The 19845-nt window shown below is 71.5% G+C and carries 16 protein-coding genes; 5 read left to right on the forward strand and 11 right to left on the reverse strand.

Annotated elements, in window-relative coordinates:
* Positions 1–118 precede the first annotated feature (118 nt).
* Positions 119–1021 (forward strand): DUF3558 family protein, encoded by a 903-nt coding sequence (locus AC07DO_RS28810; RefSeq protein ID WP_479063613.1) that lies wholly within the window; start codon positions 119–121, stop codon positions 1019–1021.
* 230 nt (positions 1022–1251) lie between these two features.
* Positions 1252–2589: a DUF2637 domain-containing protein gene (locus AC07DO_RS28815; RefSeq protein ID WP_479063614.1), complete on the forward strand. Its 1338-nt coding sequence runs from the start codon at positions 1252–1254 to the stop codon at positions 2587–2589.
* A 15-nt stretch (positions 2590–2604) separates the two neighbouring features.
* Here the strand turns inward: AC07DO_RS28815 and AC07DO_RS28820 are convergent, their stop codons facing one another.
* On the reverse strand, positions 2605–2814 hold the full coding sequence (locus AC07DO_RS28820) for a hypothetical protein (protein ID WP_479063615.1): 210 nt from the start codon (positions 2812–2814) through the stop codon (positions 2605–2607).
* A gap of 88 nt (positions 2815–2902) precedes the next feature.
* Complete coding sequence (gene lysS, locus AC07DO_RS28825; protein ID WP_479063616.1) at positions 2903–4681, reverse strand: lysine--tRNA ligase; 1779 nt, start codon at positions 4679–4681, stop codon at positions 2903–2905.
* Positions 4682–4837: 156 nt separating this feature from the next.
* On the opposite strand from lysS, the gene argS reads away from it, so the two are divergent.
* Positions 4838–6604, forward strand: a complete 1767-nt coding sequence (gene argS, locus AC07DO_RS28830) for an arginine--tRNA ligase (protein ID WP_479063617.1) — start codon at positions 4838–4840, stop codon at positions 6602–6604.
* Between the two features lie 25 nt (positions 6605–6629).
* Here the strand turns inward: argS and AC07DO_RS28835 are convergent, their stop codons facing one another.
* The 3 genes from AC07DO_RS28835 to AC07DO_RS28845 all read right to left on the reverse strand — a co-directional run bounded on the left by AC07DO_RS28835 (position 6630) and on the right by AC07DO_RS28845 (position 10291).
* Entirely contained in the window at positions 6630–7586 is a 957-nt protein-coding gene (locus tag AC07DO_RS28835; protein WP_479063618.1) for a hypothetical protein, read from the reverse strand.
* Between the two features lie 110 nt (positions 7587–7696).
* A complete protein-coding gene (locus AC07DO_RS28840) occupies positions 7697–8920 on the reverse strand; it encodes an aminotransferase-like domain-containing protein (RefSeq protein ID WP_479063619.1) in 1224 nt (407 codons plus the stop codon).
* 99 nt (positions 8921–9019) lie between these two features.
* Positions 9020–10291, reverse strand: coding sequence for a helix-turn-helix domain-containing protein (locus AC07DO_RS28845; RefSeq protein WP_479063620.1), 1272 nt, complete (start codon positions 10289–10291; stop codon positions 9020–9022).
* A gap of 524 nt (positions 10292–10815) precedes the next feature.
* On the opposite strand from AC07DO_RS28845, the gene AC07DO_RS28850 reads away from it, so the two are divergent.
* Entirely contained in the window at positions 10816–11289 is a 474-nt protein-coding gene (locus tag AC07DO_RS28850; protein WP_479063621.1) for a carboxymuconolactone decarboxylase family protein, read from the forward strand.
* A gap of 153 nt (positions 11290–11442) precedes the next feature.
* A complete protein-coding gene (locus AC07DO_RS28855; protein WP_479063622.1) occupies positions 11443–12327 on the forward strand; it encodes an NAD(P)-dependent oxidoreductase in 885 nt (294 codons plus the stop codon).
* Between the two features lie 16 nt (positions 12328–12343).
* Here AC07DO_RS28855 and AC07DO_RS28860 read toward each other — a convergent pair whose 3' ends face one another.
* From AC07DO_RS28860 to AC07DO_RS28885, 6 genes are all read right to left on the reverse strand, one after another.
* Positions 12344–13324, reverse strand: a complete 981-nt coding sequence (locus AC07DO_RS28860) for a zinc-binding dehydrogenase (RefSeq protein WP_479063623.1) — start codon at positions 13322–13324, stop codon at positions 12344–12346.
* 78 nt (positions 13325–13402) lie between these two features.
* Entirely contained in the window at positions 13403–14392 is a 990-nt protein-coding gene (hemB, locus tag AC07DO_RS28865) for a porphobilinogen synthase (RefSeq protein ID WP_479063660.1), read from the reverse strand.
* A gap of 127 nt (positions 14393–14519) precedes the next feature.
* Positions 14520–16175, reverse strand: coding sequence for a bifunctional uroporphyrinogen-III C-methyltransferase/uroporphyrinogen-III synthase (locus tag AC07DO_RS28870; protein WP_479063624.1), 1656 nt, complete (start codon positions 16173–16175; stop codon positions 14520–14522).
* Positions 16172–17131 carry a hydroxymethylbilane synthase gene (gene hemC, locus AC07DO_RS28875; RefSeq protein WP_479063625.1) on the reverse strand — a complete coding sequence of 320 codons (960 nt, stop codon included), beginning with the start codon at positions 17129–17131 and terminating at the stop codon, positions 16172–16174. The genes AC07DO_RS28870 and hemC overlap by 4 nt, the downstream gene beginning before the upstream one ends.
* Positions 17128–18837, reverse strand: a complete 1710-nt coding sequence (locus tag AC07DO_RS28880; RefSeq protein WP_479063626.1) for a glutamyl-tRNA reductase — start codon at positions 18835–18837, stop codon at positions 17128–17130. The genes hemC and AC07DO_RS28880 overlap by 4 nt, the downstream gene beginning before the upstream one ends.
* Positions 18834–19589, reverse strand: coding sequence for a redox-sensing transcriptional repressor Rex (locus AC07DO_RS28885; RefSeq protein WP_479063627.1), 756 nt, complete (start codon positions 19587–19589; stop codon positions 18834–18836). The genes AC07DO_RS28880 and AC07DO_RS28885 overlap by 4 nt, the downstream gene beginning before the upstream one ends.
* Between the last annotated feature and the right edge of the window lie 256 nt (positions 19590–19845).

The raw sequence follows: 19845 nt of genomic DNA on the forward strand, positions 1-19845 counted from the left end.
GGCCCCCGCTCCCCCGAAGCGGAGTCGTCCGCCGCCCCATGCGCGTACCGTGGCCCCTCGGACCCGACGACGTCACGAGACGAACTGGACGTCACGAGACGAACAGAGTGAAGGAACCATGCACCGACCTGCACAGCGAAAGCGACAGCTCCGCAGCCGCCTCCTCGTCTGCGCGGCCGCCGTACCGGTGATCCTCGTCGCCGGCTGCTCCTCCGACTCCGGCTCCGACTCCGGATCCGACGCGTCGAAGAAGGACTCGGGCGCCAAGTCCTCGGCGTCGGCCAAGTCCGGCGACGAGGCCGCGAGCGTGGAGGAGGCCGCGTACGCCAAGCTTCCCGAGCCCTGCGACGTCCTGTCGAAGAAGACGCTCGAGGACCTCGTGCCGAAGGCGAAGGACAAGTCCGGCAAGGCCGGCACGTCCAGCGACACGGCGCTGCGCGGCAGCTGCTCCTGGGACAGCCTCGACAACAACGGCGTGGACGGCTCGCAGTTCCGCTGGCTGCGCGTCTCGCTGATGCGTTTCGACTCGGACGCGTCGCTCGGCAGCGGTGCCAAGCGCGCGCAGGACAGCTTCGCCAAGCAGGTCGCCGACGCGCAGGCGACGAAGGACGCGAAGAACGTCAAGGCGGAGCCGGTGCAGGGTGTCGGCCAGCAGGCGACCCTCGTGCGGTACGACCTGAAGAAGGACAAGGACACCTTCAAGCAGCAGACGTTCGTGACGCGCGTGGAGAACGCGGTCATCACCGTCGACTTCAACGGCGCGGGCCTCGCGGGCGACGAGTCACCGGACGCGGGCAAGCTGGGCAAGGACGCGCAGAAGGCCGCGAAGGAGGCCGCCGACGCGGTCGTCGCGGCCAACGAGGGCGGCGGCAAGGCGTCGTCGGGCGCGAGCGACAAGCCGAAGACGGACGACAAGAAGTCCGAGGACAAGAAGTCGGACGACAAGAAGTCGGACGACTCCAAGTCCGACGGCTCCACGTCCGACGACAAGAAGAAGAGCGACGGCAGCACCAAGTCCTGACGCTCCCGCACATCGCCCAACGCACGCCCTCACCAGGCAAGTTGACGGAGCCCGGCCCCTCACGGGCCGGGCTCTCGGCGTACCGGCCCACGTACCGGCACACGTACCGGCACACAGCGTTCCGCACGTATGTGCCAGGCTGTCGCTCGCAATACGGCGCCGCACGGCGCCCTTAGCCGCTACAAGCCGACACACGGTCTTGCACAGGGAGGGGTTCGCGGGTGGCCGCGATGCAGCTGACACGCACGCACCGGATACTCATCGGAGTGGTCGTCGCCGGAGCGGTCGTCATCGCCGGGATCGGCTTCGCGGGGTCGTACGCGGCCGTGCGCGAACTCGCCGAGGAGAAGGGGTTCGGCGACTTCTCGGTGGTCTTCCCCATCGGCGTCGACGCGGGCATCTGCGTGCTGCTCGCCCTGGATCTCCTGCTGACCTGGCTCCGCATCCCGTTCCCGCTGCTGCGCCAGACGGCGTGGCTGCTCACGGCGGCGACGATCGCGTTCAACGCCGCGGCGGCCTGGCCCGATCCGCTGGGCGTGGGCATGCACGCGGTGATCCCGGTGCTCTTCGTGGTCGCCGTCGAGGCGGCGCGGCACGCGGTGGGCCGGATCGCGGACATCACCGCCGACAAGCACATGGAGGGCGTGCGCCTCACGCGCTGGCTGCTCTCCCCCGTCCCCACGTTCAAGCTGTGGCGCCGCATGAAGCTGTGGGAGCTGCGCAGTTACGAGCAGGTCATCAAGCTCGAACAGGAGCGCCTCGTCTACCAGGCGCGCCTGCAGGCCCGCTTCGGCCGCGGCTGGCGCCGCAAGGCGCCGGTGGAGTCCCTGATGCCGCTGCGCCTGGCCCGCTACGGCGTCCCGCTCGCCGAGACGGCTCCGGCGGGCCTGGCAGCGGCGGGCATCGACCCGGTCCTGCTCCCGCCGGCCCCGCAGGTGTCGATGACGAAGGCCCCCGGGGCCGAGGCCCAGCAGCACCCCCAACTCCCGGCGGCTTCGGCGGCCCCGGAGCCCGAGACCGCCCCCGCCCCCGCCCCCGAGGAGCCCCAGCCGGACCCCCGGTCCCCCGCCCCGGAGGAGACCCTCCCGGTCGCGAACCACGCGAGCCCCTGGTTCGCGGCGCACAACGCGTCGTACGCGCCGGTGGCCCCGTACGACGAGTGGTACGCGGAGCAGGAGCGGCAGCAGGCGCCCGGCGGCCAGGAGGAACAGCAGGAGTTCCCCGTCCCGAACGGCGCGGGCGGCACCCGTCCCCTCGGCGAGGGCACCCAGCAGCAGCATCCGGGCCCTGTCCAAGGCCCTGCCCAGGGACCCGTGCAAGGCCCCGTCCAGGGGCCCGCGCAAAGCCCCGTTCAGGGCCCCGCCCCCGCTCCGGCCCCCTCCGACGAGGACCTGTACCAGGTGTTCCGGCAGTCGATAGAGGGTGAGGGCATGCCGACCCCGGGTGCGTTCGCGGCCAACGCGGAGGCGGCGTTCGGCCTGCGTCTCCAGTCCCGCGAGCTGAACAACTACATGGACCGCTTCACGGCCCGCCTGGACAACGAACTGATGGAAGACCACATCGCGTAGTCACCACCCGCGCGCTCACGCTCGTGCCTTCTGCCTTTTCTTGGCCGTCTCCCCGTACACGGCGAGCACCACGCCCACCACGATGAGCGCGGCGTAGAGGGGCGTAGGCACGTCCCACCACTTCTTCAGCATGCCCCAGGGCTCGTCGCCGAAGGTCCGTCCGGCGACGCCGAGTGCTCCCTGGATGCCGACGACCCAGCCGACGATGGCGATGATTTCTCTCATGCGTCCACCATCGGCCGGGGATCGGCCGTTCGCGTCCTGCCTCCGGCCGAACCGGAGGTAGTCCGAAGGATGCAGCCCGCGTGCGGTCCTACGCGGCCAGCAGCTTGCGCACGCGGTCCGCGCCGACCGCGAGGAGCAGGGTGGGCAGGCGCGGGCCCGTCTCGCGGGTGACCAGGAGGCGGTACAGGAGGGCGAAGAAGGAGCGCTGGGCGACCTTGATCTCCGCCGGGAGTTCCTTCGCCGTGGCGTCCGCGGAGAACCCCGCCTGCACCTTCGGCACGCCGTAGACGAGGTGGGTGAGGCCGTCCAGGGACCAGTGCGAGTCCAGGCCTTCCAGGAGGAGGCGCAGGGACTCGCGGCCCGCGTCGTCCAGGGAGGACAGGAGCTCCGTGTCCGGCTCGGAGCGGACGATGGTGCGGGCCTCGGCCGGGACCTGGGTGGTGATCCAGTTCTCGGCGCGGTCGAGGCGCGGCCGGGTCTCGTCGAGGGACGTGATCGGGTCGGAGGGGTCCAGGTCCCGCAGGATGCGCAGGGTCTGGTCCTCGGCGCCCGCGGTGATGTCGGCGACGGAGGCCAGCGTGCGGTACGGCAGCGGGCGCGGGGTGCGCGGCAGCTCACCGGCGGCCGTGCGGACCGCCCGCGAGTGCGCGGCGGCGTCCGCGGGCAGGGCCGATCCGTCGGCGACCTTCGCCTCCAGCTTGTCCCACTCGTCGTAGAGCCGCTGGATCTCCTGGTCGAAGGCGATCTTGAAGGACTGGTTGGGCTTGCGTCGCGCGTACAGCCAGCGAAGCAGCGGCGCCTCCATGATCTTCAGGGCGTCGGCCGGGGTGGGCACGCCGCCCTTGGAGGACGACATCTTCGCCATGCCGGAGATGCCCACGAAGGCGTACATGGGGCCGATCGGCTGCACGCCGTCGAAGATCTGGCGCACGATCTGGCCGCCGACGACGAAGGAGGAGCCCGGGGACGAGTGGTCGACGCCGGACGGCTCGAAGACCACGCCCTCGTACGCCCAGCGCATCGGCCAGTCGACCTTCCAGACCAGCTTGCCGCGGTTGAACTCGCTCAGCAGGACCGTCTCGCCGAAGCCGCACGCCGTGCAGGTGTAGACGAGCTCGGTGGTCTCGTCGTCGTAGGAGACGACGGTCGTCAGGTCCTTCTCGCACTGTCCGCAGTACGGCTTGTACGGGTAGTACCCGCCGGTGCCGCCGCTGCCGTCGTCCTCGGAGGCCGCGCCCGACCCCTCGGCGGCCTCCAGCTCGGCCTCGTCGACGGGCTTCTGCTGCTGCTTCTTGCCGCCCTTGGCGGGGTCCTTCTTGGTGCGGTACTGGTCGAGGATCGCGTCGATGTCGCCGCGGTGCTTCATCGCGTGCAGGATCTGCTCGCGGTAGACACCGGAGGTGTACTGCGCGGTCTGGCTGATCCCGTCGTACTCGACGCCGAGCTCGTCGAGGGACGCGGTCATCGCGGCCTTGAAGTGCTCGGCCCAGTTCGGGTACACGGAGCCGGCCGGGGCCGGGACGGAGGTCAGCGGCTTGCCGATGTGCTCGGCCCAGGACTCGTCGACGCCGGGGACGCCGGCCGGGACCTTGCGGTACCGGTCGTAGTCGTCCCAGGAGATCAGGTGCCGGACCTCGTACCCGCGGCGGCGGATCTCGTCGGCGACCAGGTGCGGGGTCATGACCTCGCGCAGGTTGCCCAGGTGGATCGGTCCCGAGGGGGAGAGTCCGGAGGCGACGACGACCACCGGCCCGGCGGTGCCGTCCTGTTTCGCGCCCGGGGCACGACGCTCCGACTCGGCGATGACCTCGTCCGCATAGCGGGAGACCCAGTCGGTGGTATCGGTGCTCTGAGCCACGATCGGCACGCCTTTCTTCTACGTGTTTCTACTACGTGAGTACCGCTTGACGGAGCCATTCTCCCAGGTCGCCCCGTAACCGCGAAAACCGCTTTTCACCGCGTGGGATACTCGGTTTCCGTAGCTTCAGCACAGCCAGGCACCCGAGCAGAACGGCACCCATCCATGGCCTCGGTCACGTCCCTCACCGCCTCCGTCCACCAGCGCCTCGCGGACGCCCTCTCGGCTGCCCTGCCGGAGGCCGGCGTCGCCGACCCGCTGCTGCGACGAAGCGACCGGGCCGACTACCAGGCCAACGGCATCCTGGCGCTCGCGAAGAAGGCCAGGGCGAACCCGCGCGAGCTGGCCGCCCAGGTCGTCGAGCGGATCACCCACGGCGAGCTGCTGGCCGACGTCGAGGTGTCGGGTCCCGGGTTCCTGAACGTCACGGTCACCGACAGGGCGATCACGGAGACCCTCGCGGCCCGTGCCGCCGACGGCGACCGACTCGGCGTCCCGCTGAACCCCGCCGCGGGCACGACGGTGATCGACTACGCGCAGCCGAACGTGGCGAAGGAGATGCACGTCGGCCACCTGCGTTCCGCCGTCATCGGCGACGCGCTGCGCCACATGCTGGACTTCACCGGCGAGAAGACGGTCGGCCGCCACCACATCGGCGACTGGGGCACGCAGTTCGGCATGCTCATCCAGTACCTGATCGAGAACCCGGGCGAGCTGGCCCCGGCCGACGAGGTCGACGGCGAGCAGGCCATGTCGAACCTGAACCGGATCTACAAGGCGTCGCGCGCGGTCTTCGACGCGGACGAGCAGTTCAAGGAGCGGGCCCGCAAGCGGGTCGTGGCGCTCCAGTCCGGCGACAAGGAGACGCTCGACCTGTGGCAGCGCTTCGTCGACGAGTCGAAGGTCTACTTCTACTCGGTCTTCGAGAAGCTGGACATGGAGATCCGCGACGAGGAGATCGTCGGCGAGTCCGCGTACAACGACATGATGCCGGAGACGGCGCGGCTCCTGGAGGAGTCGGGCGTGGCCGTCCGCTCCGAGGGCGCGCTCGTCGTGTTCTTCGACGAGATCCGCGGCAAGGACGGCGAGCCGGTGCCGCTGATCGTGCAGAAGGCGGACGGCGGCTTCGGCTACGCGGCCTCCGACCTCTCGGCGATCCGCGACCGTGTCGTCGGCCTGGACGCGACGACGTTGCTGTACGTGGTGGACGTGCGGCAGTCGCTGCACTTCAAGATGGTCTTCGAGGCGGCCCGCCGGATGGGCTGGCTGAACGACGACGTGACCGCGCACAACATGGGCTACGGCACGGTGCTCGGCGCCGACGGCAAGCCGTTCAAGACGCGTGCGGGTGAGACGGTGCGCCTGGAGGACCTCCTCGACGAGGCGGTCGAGCGGGCCACGGCCGTGGTGCGGGAGAAGGCCGAGAAGATCGGTCTCACCGAGGAGGAGATCGTCGAGAACGGGCGGTACGTCGGTATCGGCGCCGTGAAGTACGCGGACCTGTCGACGTCGGCGAACCGCGACTACAAGTTCGACCTGGACCAGATGGTGTCGCTGAACGGCGACACGAGCGTGTATCTCCAGTACGCGTACGCGCGCATCAAGTCGATCCTGCGCAAGTCCGAGGGCGACGCCGCCGCCGCGCACCCGGAGCTGGCGCTGGCCCCTGCCGAGCGTGCGCTCGGCCTGCACCTCGACGCGTTCGGCGACCTCGTCCACGAGGCGTCGGCCGAGTACGCCCCGCACAAGCTGGCCGCGTACCTGTACCAGCTGGCGTCGCTGTTCACGACGTTCTACGACCAGTGCCCGGTGATCAAGCCGCGCCCCGCGCAGGACGTGGTGGAGAACCGTCTGTTCCTGTGCGACATCACGGCCCGGACGCTGCACAAGGGCATGGAGCTGCTGGGCATCAGGACGCCCGAGCGCCTCTGACGCCCGGGCGGTCCTGGAGGGTGGATCAGGCGTAGTAGCGGATGGTGCCGTTCAGCGCGGCGGTGCCACCATCGCCGCAGTACTGCTTGAACGTCGCGGCGAACGCCTTCAGTTCACCGGCCTCGTCCAGGGCGAGCTTGGTCACCTTGAACTCGCCGGACGTGGTGTTGCAGCCGCGGCCGTTGCCGTAGACGTCGAGCTCCCCGAGTCCGTCGTCGCCGAACCGGTTGGCCGGGTAGGTCTTGCCGACCTCCAGGGTCTGCCCCTTGGGCGCGCCGATGTCGGCGGACCAGTCGTCGCGCTTCCCGGAAACCGAGTAGTGCACCCGGGAAGCGTCGCCGGACGCCCTGAAGGTGCTGGTGGAGCCGGTGTAGCCGACGGTGAGCCCGCCGCCGATGTAGTCGCCGGGGTCGCTCTGGAAGCGGTACGACAGCGGGTAGGCGCGGTACTTGACGGTGCCCTTGAGCGCGGGAGCCGTGGCGCTCTCGCAGTTCTGCGTGAACGAGGCGTCCAGGACGGTGACGTTGCCGTCCGCGTCCGTCTCGATCTGGTTGACCGCGAACTGTCCGTACACCTCGTTGCAGCCGCGGCTGCCGCCGCTGACGTCGAGGCCGGGCGAGCGGCCGGTGCGGAACGCGGCGCGCTCGGCCCCGCGGTAGACGCCGGGGTGCAGCTTCTCGCCGCGGGGCGCCGCGATGTCGATGCTCCACCCCGCGTCGGGCAGCCGCACCGTCAGGGACTCCGCCGTGCCGCTGATCCGCACCGGGCTCTGCGGGTCCTTGTACGTGCCCGATTGGCCCTGGCCGATGTAGTCGCCCGCCGCGCTCGTGTACGTGTAGGAGCTGACGGCGACCGGATCGCCCGCCGCGGCCTGCGCGGGCGCGGCGACGGCGAGCAGGCCGCCGGCCACCGCGACGCCGACGAGGGCGCGTCGGAGTCTCTTGCCCGGCCGGGCCGGGACGGGCAGAACTGAACTGCGCATGGGAGATCCCCTCTGTGTGGAGCATCCGCACTCCCCAGGCGGATGAATTCTCAACAGAGGTCACCTTAGGCTCGGGACCGACAACTACCCCCGGGTTCAACCGAGTTCGCTCAGATTTCACCAGACGCAACCGTGAGCGCCCGCCCCAGCCGTCGCAGCCCTTCCGCGATCTCTTCCGGCGTCTGCGTCACGAAGCACATCCGCAGGGTCGTCCGGTCGGGCTCGCCCGCGAAGAAGGGGGCGCCGGGGACGTAGGCGACGTGGTGCGTGATGACGGTCCGCAGCAGTTCCGTCGTGTCGTGTCCGTCGGGGAGCTTCGCCCACACGAACATGCCGCCCTCGGGGCGGATCCAGGAGGAGCCCTCGGGGAGGGCGTCCGTGAGGCCCGCGAGCATCGCGTCCCGCCGTTCGCGGTAGACGCCCGCCACGCGCGCGACGTGCGCGTCCAGGTCCCGGTCGGCCAAGTAGCGTGCCGCGGCGAGCTGGTTGACGGTGGGCGTGTGCAGGTCCGCGGCCTGCTTGGCGACGGCGCAGGCGCGCAGCAGTCCCGCGGGGGCGCGCAGCCAGCCGAGCCGCAGGCCGGGCGCCATGACCTTCGAGAAGCTGGAGAGGAGGACGGTCCGGTCCCCGGCGCCGGGGTACGTGGCGATCCACGGCGCGCGCCGCCCCTCGAAGCGCAGTTCGCCGTACGGGTCGTCCTCGACGATCCACAGTCCGAGCCGTTCGGCGACGCGGGCGATCGCCGCGCGCCGGTCGGCGGGCAGGGTGCGTCCTGTCGGGTTCTGGAAGGTGGGGACGGTGTACAGGAGCTTGGGGCGGTGCAGGGCGACGAGGTCTTCGAGGGCGGCGGGGTCGATGCCGGACTCGTCGCAGGGCACGGGCACCACGCGGGCGCCGGCGAACGCGAAGGCCTGGAGGGCGGCGAGGTAGCAGGGATTCTCGACGAGGACGGTGTCGCCGGGCTCGACGAGCGCGGTCGCGAGGAGCGAGAGCGCCTGCTGCGATCCGGTGGTGACGAGCACGTCGTCGGCGTCGGTCGGCAGGCCCCGGGCGGTCGTGCGCGCGGCTATGGCGGTACGGAGGGCGGGCTCGCCCTCGGTCGTCGCGTACTGGAGCGCCCGCTCGGGCATCTCTTCGAGGACCGCGCGGAACGCGGCCGCGATGCCCTCGCCGTCGAAGAGGCCGGGGGCGGGCAGGCCGCCCGCGAAGTTGATGACCTCGGGCCGCGCGGTGACCGCGAGGATGTCCCGTACCGGCGAGCCTCCGACGGCCGCGGCGCGCGCGGCGAGCGGCGGCAGGGGAGCTGCGGTACGGGAGGGCTCGGTGACGGTCACGGCGACGGCTCCTTCGGCTCTGGCGGCTGTGCCCGCACCCTAAGCACCTGGGTGCGGGCTACACACGCCGTTCCGGGATGCGGACGCGGCCGTACCGGGTCAGCCGTCCTGCAGCTGCCTGGTCCACTTGTCGGAGCCGGGCGGCCAGCCGTAGGTGGGGCGCCCCTTCTTGCCGCTGGTGCGGAACGGCTTGCCCTGGTCGTCGATGCGCAGGGAGTTGTGCCGCTTGCCGCTGGACCACTCCAGCTCCAGGTACCACCGCACGTCGTGCGCGTCGGTGTCGGCCATGATGAAGAAGACCTCGGGGTCCTTCTCGCTGACCTTGTACGGGAAGTCGCGCTGTCCGGAATTGGGTTTGACGCGCGGCGACCCGTCGTCGAGGTCGATGGAGAAGGACTTGGGGTCGACGTCGCCGCCGCAGCCGGTCGCCATCTGGAAGTTGTTCCAGGCCAGCGGCGCGCTGGTGCTCTGCACCCGGACGTTCATGTCCTGCAGGACGACCGTTTCCTCGCCCGTGCCCTGCACGGTGACCTCGATGAGCTGTCGGCCCGCCGGGACGGCGCCGAGGTCGCCGACCCAGCCGGCCGCGTCCTGCACCGCGGGCTGCTGCGGCACCTCGGAGGCCTTGCGGTTCACCAGGAAGTCCTGGAGGCAGGGGTCGTCCATGGCGTACGGCCTGGTGCGCACCGTCACCGGTACGTCGAAGCTGCCGCCTCCCGAGCCGCCCGCCGACACCGGGCCCTTGCCGGCGCCGCGGGAGGCCCCGGGGTAGGGGCGGCCGCTCTTGGAGGGCGACGCGGAGGCGCCGTCCTTCTTCTTGCCGCCGTCCTTCTTCTCGTCGTCTCCCTCGTCCTTGCCCTTGCCCTTGCCCCTGCCGGTGGGGGCGTCGTCGGGGGAGCCGCCGGGGCGGGGCGAGGATGCCGCGCCCGTGTCCCGCTTGTCGCCGTGGTCGCCGTCGCCGTTCATGGCGAGGGCGACGGAGCTGATGCCGACGACCGCGGCGACGGCCGCCGCGAGGATGAGGGGGCGCCGCCTGCGCGACAGGGAGCGCTCCGGCCGGTCGGTGACCAGCCCGGGCCCGGGGTCGGGGCGTGGGTCCGCGACCGGCTGGGCCGGTGGTTCCGGTTCCGTCTTCCTGCCCCGCGACGCGTCCGCCAGGATCCACCGCCGGTGGACTTCGACGAGCTCCTCCGGGGACGCCTTGCAGAGGCGGGCGAACCGCTCCACGGGAGCGAACTCGGTCGGCACGGCGTCCCCGTTGCAGTACCGGTGCAACGTCGACGTGCTCATGTGGAGCCGCTTGGCCAGCACTCCGTAACTGAGCCCGGACCGCTCCTTGAGCTCCCGCAGCAGCTCCGCGAGAGTCGCCATCTCCGCCCTCCACCATTCCATTCACGCGTTCCAAGGGGACGTCGTTCCCCCAGTTCAGAGCCGGTACGGACGTTCCAGCGTCCCCAACTCCCCCACACCCGTGGCGGTGGGGACCCGCCACGGCACAAGCTGTGCCCCGCCAGGCCATCCAAACACGCCGCCTCCGGCACACAGTAAGGACCAGCCATGCCCCTCACCGGTTCCCGGATCGCCCCCGCTGTCCGCAGCGTCACGGTCACGGCCCTGGCCCTCGGCGCCCTTTCCCTGACGGGTTGCACCGACGGAACCGGCACTCGGGACGAGGGCCCGGCGACGCGCGTCGCGCGGCCGACGGACAAGCACAGCACGGTTCCGCTCCCCGACTCCAACCGGCGCACCGCACGCCATCCGGTTCCCGGCACCCACGCACCCACGGAAGCGGAGGGAGACCCAGGTCACATTCGCTCGTGTCACATTCCTGCCGGGCTCGTCCGTCCTCACTGTGAACCACCCGGAATCACCGGCCAACGGCACAGGAGCACACCATGGAAGCCCGTCTGAACGTCTTCACCAGCCCGTCCGCAGGCAAGGCCCTGAAGCACCTCGCCGCGGTCGGCCAGGTCATCTCGGAAACGGGACTGTCGGCCACCATCCAGGAACTGGTGAGGATCCGCGCGAGCCAGATCAACGGCTGCGGCTTCTGCCTCGACATGCACACCAAGGAGGCGATCGCCGCCGGCGAGAACGCGACGCGCGTCCACCTGGTCGCGGCGTGGCGCGAGGCCAAGGTCTTCACCGACGCCGAGCGCGCCGCCCTGGAGCTGACGGAGGAGGGCACCCGCATCGCCGACGCGGCGGGCGGGGTCTCGGACGAGGTGTGGGGCAACGCCGCCAAGCACTTCGACGAGGAGCAGCTCACCGGCCTGACGATGCTGATCGCCCTCATCAACAGCTTCAACCGCCTGAACGTCCTCGTCCAGCAGCCCGCCGGTGACTACCAGCCCGGCCAGTTCGGCTGACCCGCCCGGCACGGGGGAGCTCCGGCCGGCACACGCACCTTTTGGTGAGTACCGCACAAAAAAGTCGGTACTTGTCCGCCCTTCGGAGCCGGACGAGGATCGAACGCGTACCCGGAGGAACGGTCCGACGGGACGCCTCGAAGGAGCTCCCCCGTGCCCAGCACCCCTGCACACAGCCCTGTTTCGGTTCTCGGCCTCGGTCTGATGGGCACCGCCCTCGCCGCGGCCCTGATCAAGGCCGGGCACCCGACGACCGTATGGAACCGGACGGAGTCGAAGACCGGTCCGCTGGTGGCCCAGGGCGCCACCCCCGCCGCCACCGCGCGGGACGCCGTCACCGCGGGCGGCCCGGTCGTCGTCTGCCTCACGACCAACGACAACGTGCGCGCCCTCCTGGAGCCCGAGGCCGACGCCCTCACCGGCCGCACCGTCGTGAACCTCACGAACGGCACGCCGGGCCAGGCACGGGAGCTGGCCGACTGGGCGGCGGCGCACGGCATCACGTACATCGACGGCGGCATCATGGCCGTCCCGCAGATGATCGCGACGCCCGGCGCGTACATCCTCTACAGCGGCACCGACGAGGCGGCCTTCGAGGCGCACCGCCCGACCCTGGCCGCGCTGGCCGACACGAAGTGGGTCGGCAAGGACCCCGGCCTCGCCGCCCTGTACGACCTGTCGCTGCTCACCGGCATGTACGGCATGGTCATGGGCGTCGCGCAGGCCAACGCGCTGATCCGCAGCGAGGGCATCCCGGCCGGCGAGTTCGCGCCGCTCCTGACCGACTGGATCGTCGCGATGACGCGGGGCCTGGTGCCGGGCGGTGCCGAGGCCCTGGACTCCGGCAAGCACGTCACGGACGTCTCCAACCTCGCCATGAACAGGGCGGCGTTCCCCAACTTCACGCGCGCCTTCGCCGAACAGGGCCTGCGCACCGAGCTGTTCGAGCCGCTCCAGGGCCTCCTGGACCGCGCGGTGGAGCAGGGCCACGGCGCCGACGGCCTCTCGCGCCTGGCGCTGCTGCTGGAAAAGGACTGACCGCGGAACGACAGGCCTACGGGACCAGCACCACCTTCCCCGTCGTCTCCCGCCGCTCGATGGCGGCGTGCGCCTCGGCCGCCCGGTCCAGCGGGAACCTCTGCACGGCGGGCACCAACTCCCCCTTGGCGGCGGCCTCCAGGGCCTGCCGCTCGCGCTCCGGTCCTTCGCCCGGGTTCTCGAGCAGGTGCAGCAGCGCGTTGGTGAAGGTGACGCCCCGCTCCGCGAGCACCTCGGGGTCGGGTTCGAAGGCGTTCTGTGACGACCAGCCGATGACGACGTACCGCCCGCCGTCGGCGATCAACTCGAAGGCGGCGGCGCCCTTCTCCCCGCTCACCCCGTCCAGTACGGCGGTGACGCGCCGCCCGCCGCCGAGCCGCTCGGCGACCTCGCGCTCCCAGCCGGCCCTGTTGTAGTCGACGGCGATGTCGGCGCCGAGGGCGCGTACGGCGTCGACCTTGGCGGGCCCGCCCGCCGCGCCGATCACCGTGGCCCCGAGGGAGCGCGCGTACTGGACGACGAGCCTCCCCACGCCCCCGGCGGCGGAGGTCACCAACACCACGTCGTCGGAGCGGAGTTGAGCCACACCGAGCAGTCCCATGGTGGTGGCGCCGGTCATCACCATGGTCACCGCGGTCTCGAAGCCGAGCCCGTCGGGGACGACGTGCGCCTGCTCCACGTCGGCGACCGCCAGTTCGGCGTACCCGCCGGGGACCGCGCGCGGGACCACGACGGCGCGTCCGAGCCACGCGGTGTCGACGCCGGGCCCCACGGCCTCCACCGTCCCCGCGACCTCACCGCCGAAGACCGCGGGCAGGTCGGGCAGGGGCGGCGCCATGTCGGACGCCTCGCCCCGGCGCATGACGGTCTCGACGAAGTGCACCCCCGCCGCCCGTACGGCGATCCGCACCTGGCCCGGCCCCGCGACGGGGTCGGGCAGGGTCTCGGTGCGGAGGTTCTCGGCGGGACCGAACTCGTGCAGGACGACAGCGCGCATGGTGTGCTCCTCGGAACGTGGAAACGTACGTCGACGCACACCACCCTCCGACCTCAACCATCCTTGAGGTCAAGAGGCTCAGAGCTGCCGCGCGACCTCGGTGGCCCAGTACGTGAGGATCATGTTGGCGCCGGCGCGCCTGATCCCCGTCAGGGACTCCATGATCGCCCTGTCCCGGTCGATCCAGCCCCGCTCCGCGGCGGCCTCGATCATCGCGTACTCGCCACTGATCTGGTACGCCGCCACCGGCACGTCGACCGCGTCGGAGATCCGGGCGAGGATGTCGAGGTAGGGGCCCGCGGGCTTCACCATCACCATGTCGGCGCCCTCTTCGAGGTCGAGCGCCAGCTCCCGCAGGGACTCCCGGATGTTGGCCGGGTCCTGCTGGTAGGTCTTGCGGTCCCCCTTCAGGGACGACCCGACGGCCTCCCTGAACGGGCCGTAGAACGCCGAGGAGTACTTCGCGGTGTACGCGAGGATGGCGACGTCCTCGTGGCCGACCTGGTCCAACGCGTCACGGATGACGCCGATCTGACCGTCCATCATGCCGCTCGGGCCCACCACGTGCGCGCCCGCGTCGGCCTGCACCTGCGCCATCTCCGCGTACCGCTCCAGGGTCGCGTCGTTGTCCACGCGTCCCTGGTCGTCCAGGACACCGCAGTGACCGTGGTCGGTGGTCTCGTCGAGGCACAGGTCCGACATGACGATGAGGTCGTCCCCGACCTCGTCGCGCACGTCGCGGAGCGCCACCTGAAGGATCCCGTCCGGGTCCGTGCCGGCCGTGCCCAGAGCGTCCTTCTTCGACTCCTCCGGCACACCGAACAGCATGATCCCGGCGACCCCGGCCTCCATCGCCTCGACGGCGGCCTTCTTCAGGCTGTCGCGGGTGTGCTGGAAGACACCGGGCATGGCCCCGATCTCCACGGGGTCACTGATCCCCTCGCGCACGAACGCGGGCAGGATCAGATCGGCCGGATGAAGCCGCGTCTCGGCGACCATGCGCCGCATGGCGGGCGTGGTCCGAAGGCGCCGCGGCCGCGCCCCGGGAAACGATCCGTACTTGGTCACTGTCTCTCTCACCTCACGAAAGGTTCTGGTCCCGACTGAAGGTTCTCAGCCGGGACCAGGGGAATTCAGCCCGTCCGGCGTTTGAGGACGAACTCGGCGAAGCCGGTGATCAACGGTGCCGGACCGCTCAGGGTGCCGTACGCCTCCGACGCGAACCGGGCCGACGCTCACTGGGCCGAGTGACAGGGTCGCCCGCCTCCAGCGCGGCCGTACGACGAGCCGTACCGAACTCCGCCAGGGCCTCGGCCAGCTTGTGCACCGACGGCTCCGGAGCCATCACGTCCACCCGCAGCCCGTGCTCCTCCGCGGTCTTCGCCGTGGCGGGCCCGATGCACGCGATGACGGTGACGTTGTGCGGCTTGCCGGCGATGCCGACGAGGTTGCGCACCGTGGACGACGACGTGAAGAGGACCGCGTCGAAGCCGCCGCCCTTGATCGCCTCACGCGTGTCCGCCGGCGGCGGCGACGCCCGCACCGTCCGGTAGGCGGTGACGTCGTCGACCTCCCACCCGAGGTCGATGAGCCCGGCGACCAGCGTCTCCGTGGCGATGTCGGCCCGCGGCAGGAACACCCGGTCGATCGGGTCGAAGACCGGGTCGTACGGCGGCCAGTCCTCCAGGAGCCCCGCGGCCGACTGCTCACCGCTCGGCACCAGGTCCGGCTTCACGCCGAAGGCGATCAGCGCGGCGGCGGTCTGCTCACCGACGGCCGCGACCTTGATCCCGGCGAAGGCACGCGCGTCGAGCCCGTACTCCTCGAACTTCTCCCGCACCGCCTTGACGGCGTTGACGGAGGTGAAGGCGATCCACTCGTACCGCCCGGTGACCAGGCCCTTGACCGCGCGCTCCATCTGCTGGGGCGTGCGCGGCGGCTCGACCGCGATGGTCGGGACCTCGTGGGGCACGGCGCCGTAGGACCGCAGCTGGTCGGAGAGCGAGGCCGCCTGCTCCTTCGTACGCGGCACGAGCACGCGCCACCCGAAGAGCGGCTTCGACTCGAACCACGACAGCTGGTCGCGCTGGGCGGGGGCCGAACACTCGCCGACCACGGCTATGACGGGCCGGCCGCCGTCCGGCGAGGGCAGCACCTTCGCCTGCTTGAGCACCTGCGCGATGGTGCCGAGCGTCGCGGTCCAGGTGCGCTGGCGCGTCGTCGTACCGGCGACGGTCACGGTCATCGGGGTGTCCGGCTTGCGGCCCGCGGCGACCAGCTCTCCGGCGGCCGCGGCCACGGAGTCCAGAGCCGTCGAGACGACGACGGTCCCGTCGGACATGCCGACCTCGCTCCAGCAGCGGTCGGAGGCGGTACGGGCGTCGACGAAGCGGACGTCCGTGCCCTGCGCGTCCCGCAGCGGCACACCCGCGTACGCGGGCACACCGACGGCGGCCGCGACGCCGGGCACGACCTCGAAGGGGATGCCGGCGGCGGCGCAGGCGAGCATCTCCTCGGCCGCGTACGTGTCGAGGCCCGGGTCGCCGCTCACCGCACGCACGACCCGCCTGCCGCCCTTCGCGGCCTCCATGACAAGATTGGCCGCAGCTCGGAACGGCGTCGCGTCGGCGGTCATTGACGTGTCGTCAGCTGTCGGCCGGGGTGTGTCCACACCTCCCCTGGCATGCACGCGGACGACGTCGAGCACATCGGGCTCGGCGATCAGCACATCCGCTCGGGCCAGCGCCTCGACGGCGCGCAGGGTCAGCAGTCCCGGATCTCCGGGTCCGGCACCGAGGAAGGTGACGTGCCCGTGTGCGGGAAGGCCTGGAAGGTTCGAGGTGGGGCTCAAAGTGCTCGCTCCCCCATCAGACCGGCCGCGCCCTTGGCGAGCATCTCGGCTGCGAGTTCGCGGCCCAGCGCCATGGCCTGGGTCTCCGTCTCGGGCACGGGACCGGTGGTGGACAGCTGCACCAGCGACGAGCCGTCGGTCGTACCGACGACGCCGCGCAGGCGCATTTCCTTGACAATCTGCCCGTCGGCCAAGACGTCGGCCAGCGCTCCCACGGGCGCGCTGCAACCGGCCTCCAGGGCGGCGAGCAGGGACCGCTCGGCGGTCACGGCGGCCCGGGTGTACGGGTCGTCGAGCTCGGCGAGCGCGGCGGCGAGTGACGCGTTGTGCGCGGCACACTCGACCGCCAGTGCCCCCTGGCCGGGGGCGGGCAGAACAGTGTCGACCGACAGGAGCTCGGTCACCTCGTCGGCCCTGCCGACGCGGTTGAGTCCCGCGGCGGCGAGGACGACGGCGTCGAGCTCACCCTTGTGCACGTATCCGATGCGGGTGTCGACGTTCCCGCGGATCGGCACGGTCTCGATGGACATGCCGTGGCTGCGCGCGTAGGCGTTCAGCTGCGCCATGCGGCGCGGCGAACCGGTGCCCACGCGGGCGCCGTCGGGCAGCTCCGCGAAGGTCAGGCCGTCGCGCGCCACCAGCGCGTCGCGCGGGTCCTCGCGGACCGGCACGGCGGCGAGGGTGAGCTCGGCGGGCTGCGCGGTGGGCAGGTCCTTGAGCGAGTGGACGGCGAAGTCGACCTCGCCACTGGCCAGCGCCTCCCGCAGCGCGGCGACGAAGACGCCGGTGCCACCGATCTGCGCGAGGTGCTCGCGCGAGGTGTCGCCGTACGTCGTGATCTCCACGAGCTCGACGGGACGCCCCGTGAGCTTCTGGACCGCCTCGGCCACGTGGCCGGACTGGGTCATGGCCAGCTTGCTGCGCCTGGTCCCGAGTCGATAGGCCCTCTCGGTCATGCCCGGCCTCTATTCGGGTCGTCGTTCTCGTTGTTCATGTGGTCAGCCCTGCTGACCGCCGCGACCGTCTGCGGGTCGAGGTCGAAGAGCGTGCGCAGCGCGTCCGCGTACCCGGCGCCGCCGGGCTCGCTCGCCAGCTGCTTGACCCGCACCGTGGGCGCGTGGAGCAGCTTGTCGACGACACGGCGGACGGTCTGCGTGATCTCCGCGCGTTGCTTGTCCTCGAGGCCCGGCAGACGTCCTTCGAGCCGGGCCATCTCGCCGGCCACCACGTCGGCGGCCATGGTGCGCAGGGCGACCACGGTCGGCGTGATGTGCGCGGCGCGCTGGGCGGCGCCGAAGGCGGCGACCTCGTCGGAGACGATGCCGCGGACCTGCTCCACGTCGTTGGCCATGGGCGCGTCGGCGGAGGCCTCCGCCAGCGACTCGATGTCCACGAGCCGCACGCCGGGGATGCGGTGCGCCGCGGCGTCGATGTCGCGGGGCATGGCGAGGTCGAGGAGGGCGAGCACGGCCGGGCGGGCCGCACCGGCCGACGACAGGACGCGGGGGCGCTGCTCGGGGAGGCGACCCGTGACGCGTGCGGCGGCCGCCAGCGCGGCGATCGCCTCGGCCTCGGCCTGCGGGTCCGGGGCCTGGTCCTCGCGCCGCTCGCCCGGGGCGTTGTCCACCCAGGCCGCGTGCTGTTCCAGGGCCGCCGCGTCCATCCCGGCGACGGCCTCCTCACCGGCGACGGAGAATCCGCGCGGTGCGGCCAGGTCGACCGGGCAGCCCTCGTCGGCCACGGTGGCGGTCCGCGCGCCGTGGCCCGCCGGACCGTTCCCGGCCTGCGCGGGCGCCTCGTCGGTCGTGCCGTCCGCCGGGGGCACGCGCCCCTCGACAGCGGCGGTGACGGACTCCGCGGTCAGCACCAGGCCGGTCGCCCCCGTGCAGGAGACGGCCACGTCGGCACGTGTCAGTTCGTCGGCCACGTCGGCCATGGGGACGGCGCGTGCCAGGGCCTCGGTGTCGGAGTCCGCGAGGATCTCCGCGAGGCGCCGGGCCCGCTCCTCCGTGCGGTTGGCGATGACCAGCTCGCGGACGCCCGCACGCGCGAGCGTCGCCGCGGCCAGCGAGGACATCGAGCCCGCGCCGATCACCAGCACGCGCTTGCCCTCGGCCCAGGCCTCCACGGAACCGCCCGCGGCGAGCTGTTCGAGGCCGAAGGTCACGAGCGACTGCCCGGCCCGGTCGATGCCGGTCTCGGAGTGCGCGCGCTTGCCGACCCGCAGGGCCTGCTGGAAGAGGTCGTTGAGAAGCTTGCCCGCGGTGTGCAGCTCCTGCGAGCGCGCCAGGGCGTCCTTTATCTGGCCGAGGATCTGGCCCTCGCCGACGACCATCGAGTCGAGTCCGCACGCCACCGAGAACAGGTGGTGGACGGCACGGTCCTCGTAGTGCACGTAGAGATAGGGAGTGAGCTCCTCCAGGCCGACGCCACTGTGCTGCGCGAGCAGCGTGGACAGCTCGGCGACGCCCGCGTGGAACTTGTCCACGTCGGCGTAGAGCTCGATGCGGTTGCAGGTGGCGAGCACGGCCGCCTCGGCGGCGGGCTCGGCGGCCAGGGTGTCCTGCAGGAGCTTGGCCTGCGCGTCGGCGGACAGCGCGGCGCGCTCCAGGACGCTCACCGGGGCGCTGCGGTGACTCAGCCCCACGACCAGGAGACTCATGCCGGCATCACGGCGGGTACGTCCCCGTCGGGTCCCTTGCGCTGCTGCTTGGCGGTGACGGGCGGGACGGGGCCCTCGGGGGCGGCGTCCTCACCGGCCTTGCGCTGCTCGTGGAAGGCGAGGATCTGCAGCTCGATGGAGAGGTCGACCTTGCGCACGTCGACGCCGTCCGGCACGGAGAGGACCGTCGGCGCGAAGTTCAGGATGGAGGTCACACCGGCGGCGACGAGCCGCTCGCAGACCTGCTGGGCCGCGCCGGCGGGGGTGGAGATCACGCCGATCGAGACGCCGTTGTCGCTGATGATCTTCTCGAGCTCGTCGGTGTGCTGCACCGGCATGCCGGCGACCGGGGTGCCCGCCATCGCGGGGTCGGCGTCGATGAGCGCGGCGACACGGAACCCGCGCGAGGCGAACCCGCCGTAATTGGCGAGCGCGGCGCCGAGGTTGCCGATGCCGACGATGACAACCGGCCAGTCCTGGGTCAGCCCGAGTTCACGGGAGATCTGGTAGACGAGATACTCGACGTCGTAGCCGACGCCGCGCGTCCCGTAGGAGCCCAGGTACGAGAAGTCCTTGCGCAGCTTCGCGGAGTTGACTCCCGCGGCGGCCGCGAGCTCCTCGGAGGAGACCGTGGGCACCGAGCGCTCCGACAGTGCGGTGAGGGCTCGGAGGTACAGCGGAAGCCTGGCGACGGTGGCCTCGGGAATTCCTCGGCTGCGGGTCGCCGGTCGGTGAGTTCGGCCAGTTGCCACGGTGCTCCTGCGGGTAGAGCGGGGCTGCAGGCGGTCACTCGTCCCCAGACCGCCCCGTCGAATGCAGGCTATGTCTTTGTGAACGCGTGCACAAAGATGGTGTCCGATTTGCCCGGCCAACGTGACCGGGGTCACGCGCTCCCGGCGCACGATCGTGGAACCGCCGCGCGGACGGCTTCGTGGCGTATTCGATGGGGGCAAAACCGCACACTCTCCTCACGATCATCGCCCCCGAGACCAAAACCGCCCCAAAGCG

It is taken from the genome of Streptomyces sp. NPDC045678 (genome assembly GCF_056432085.1).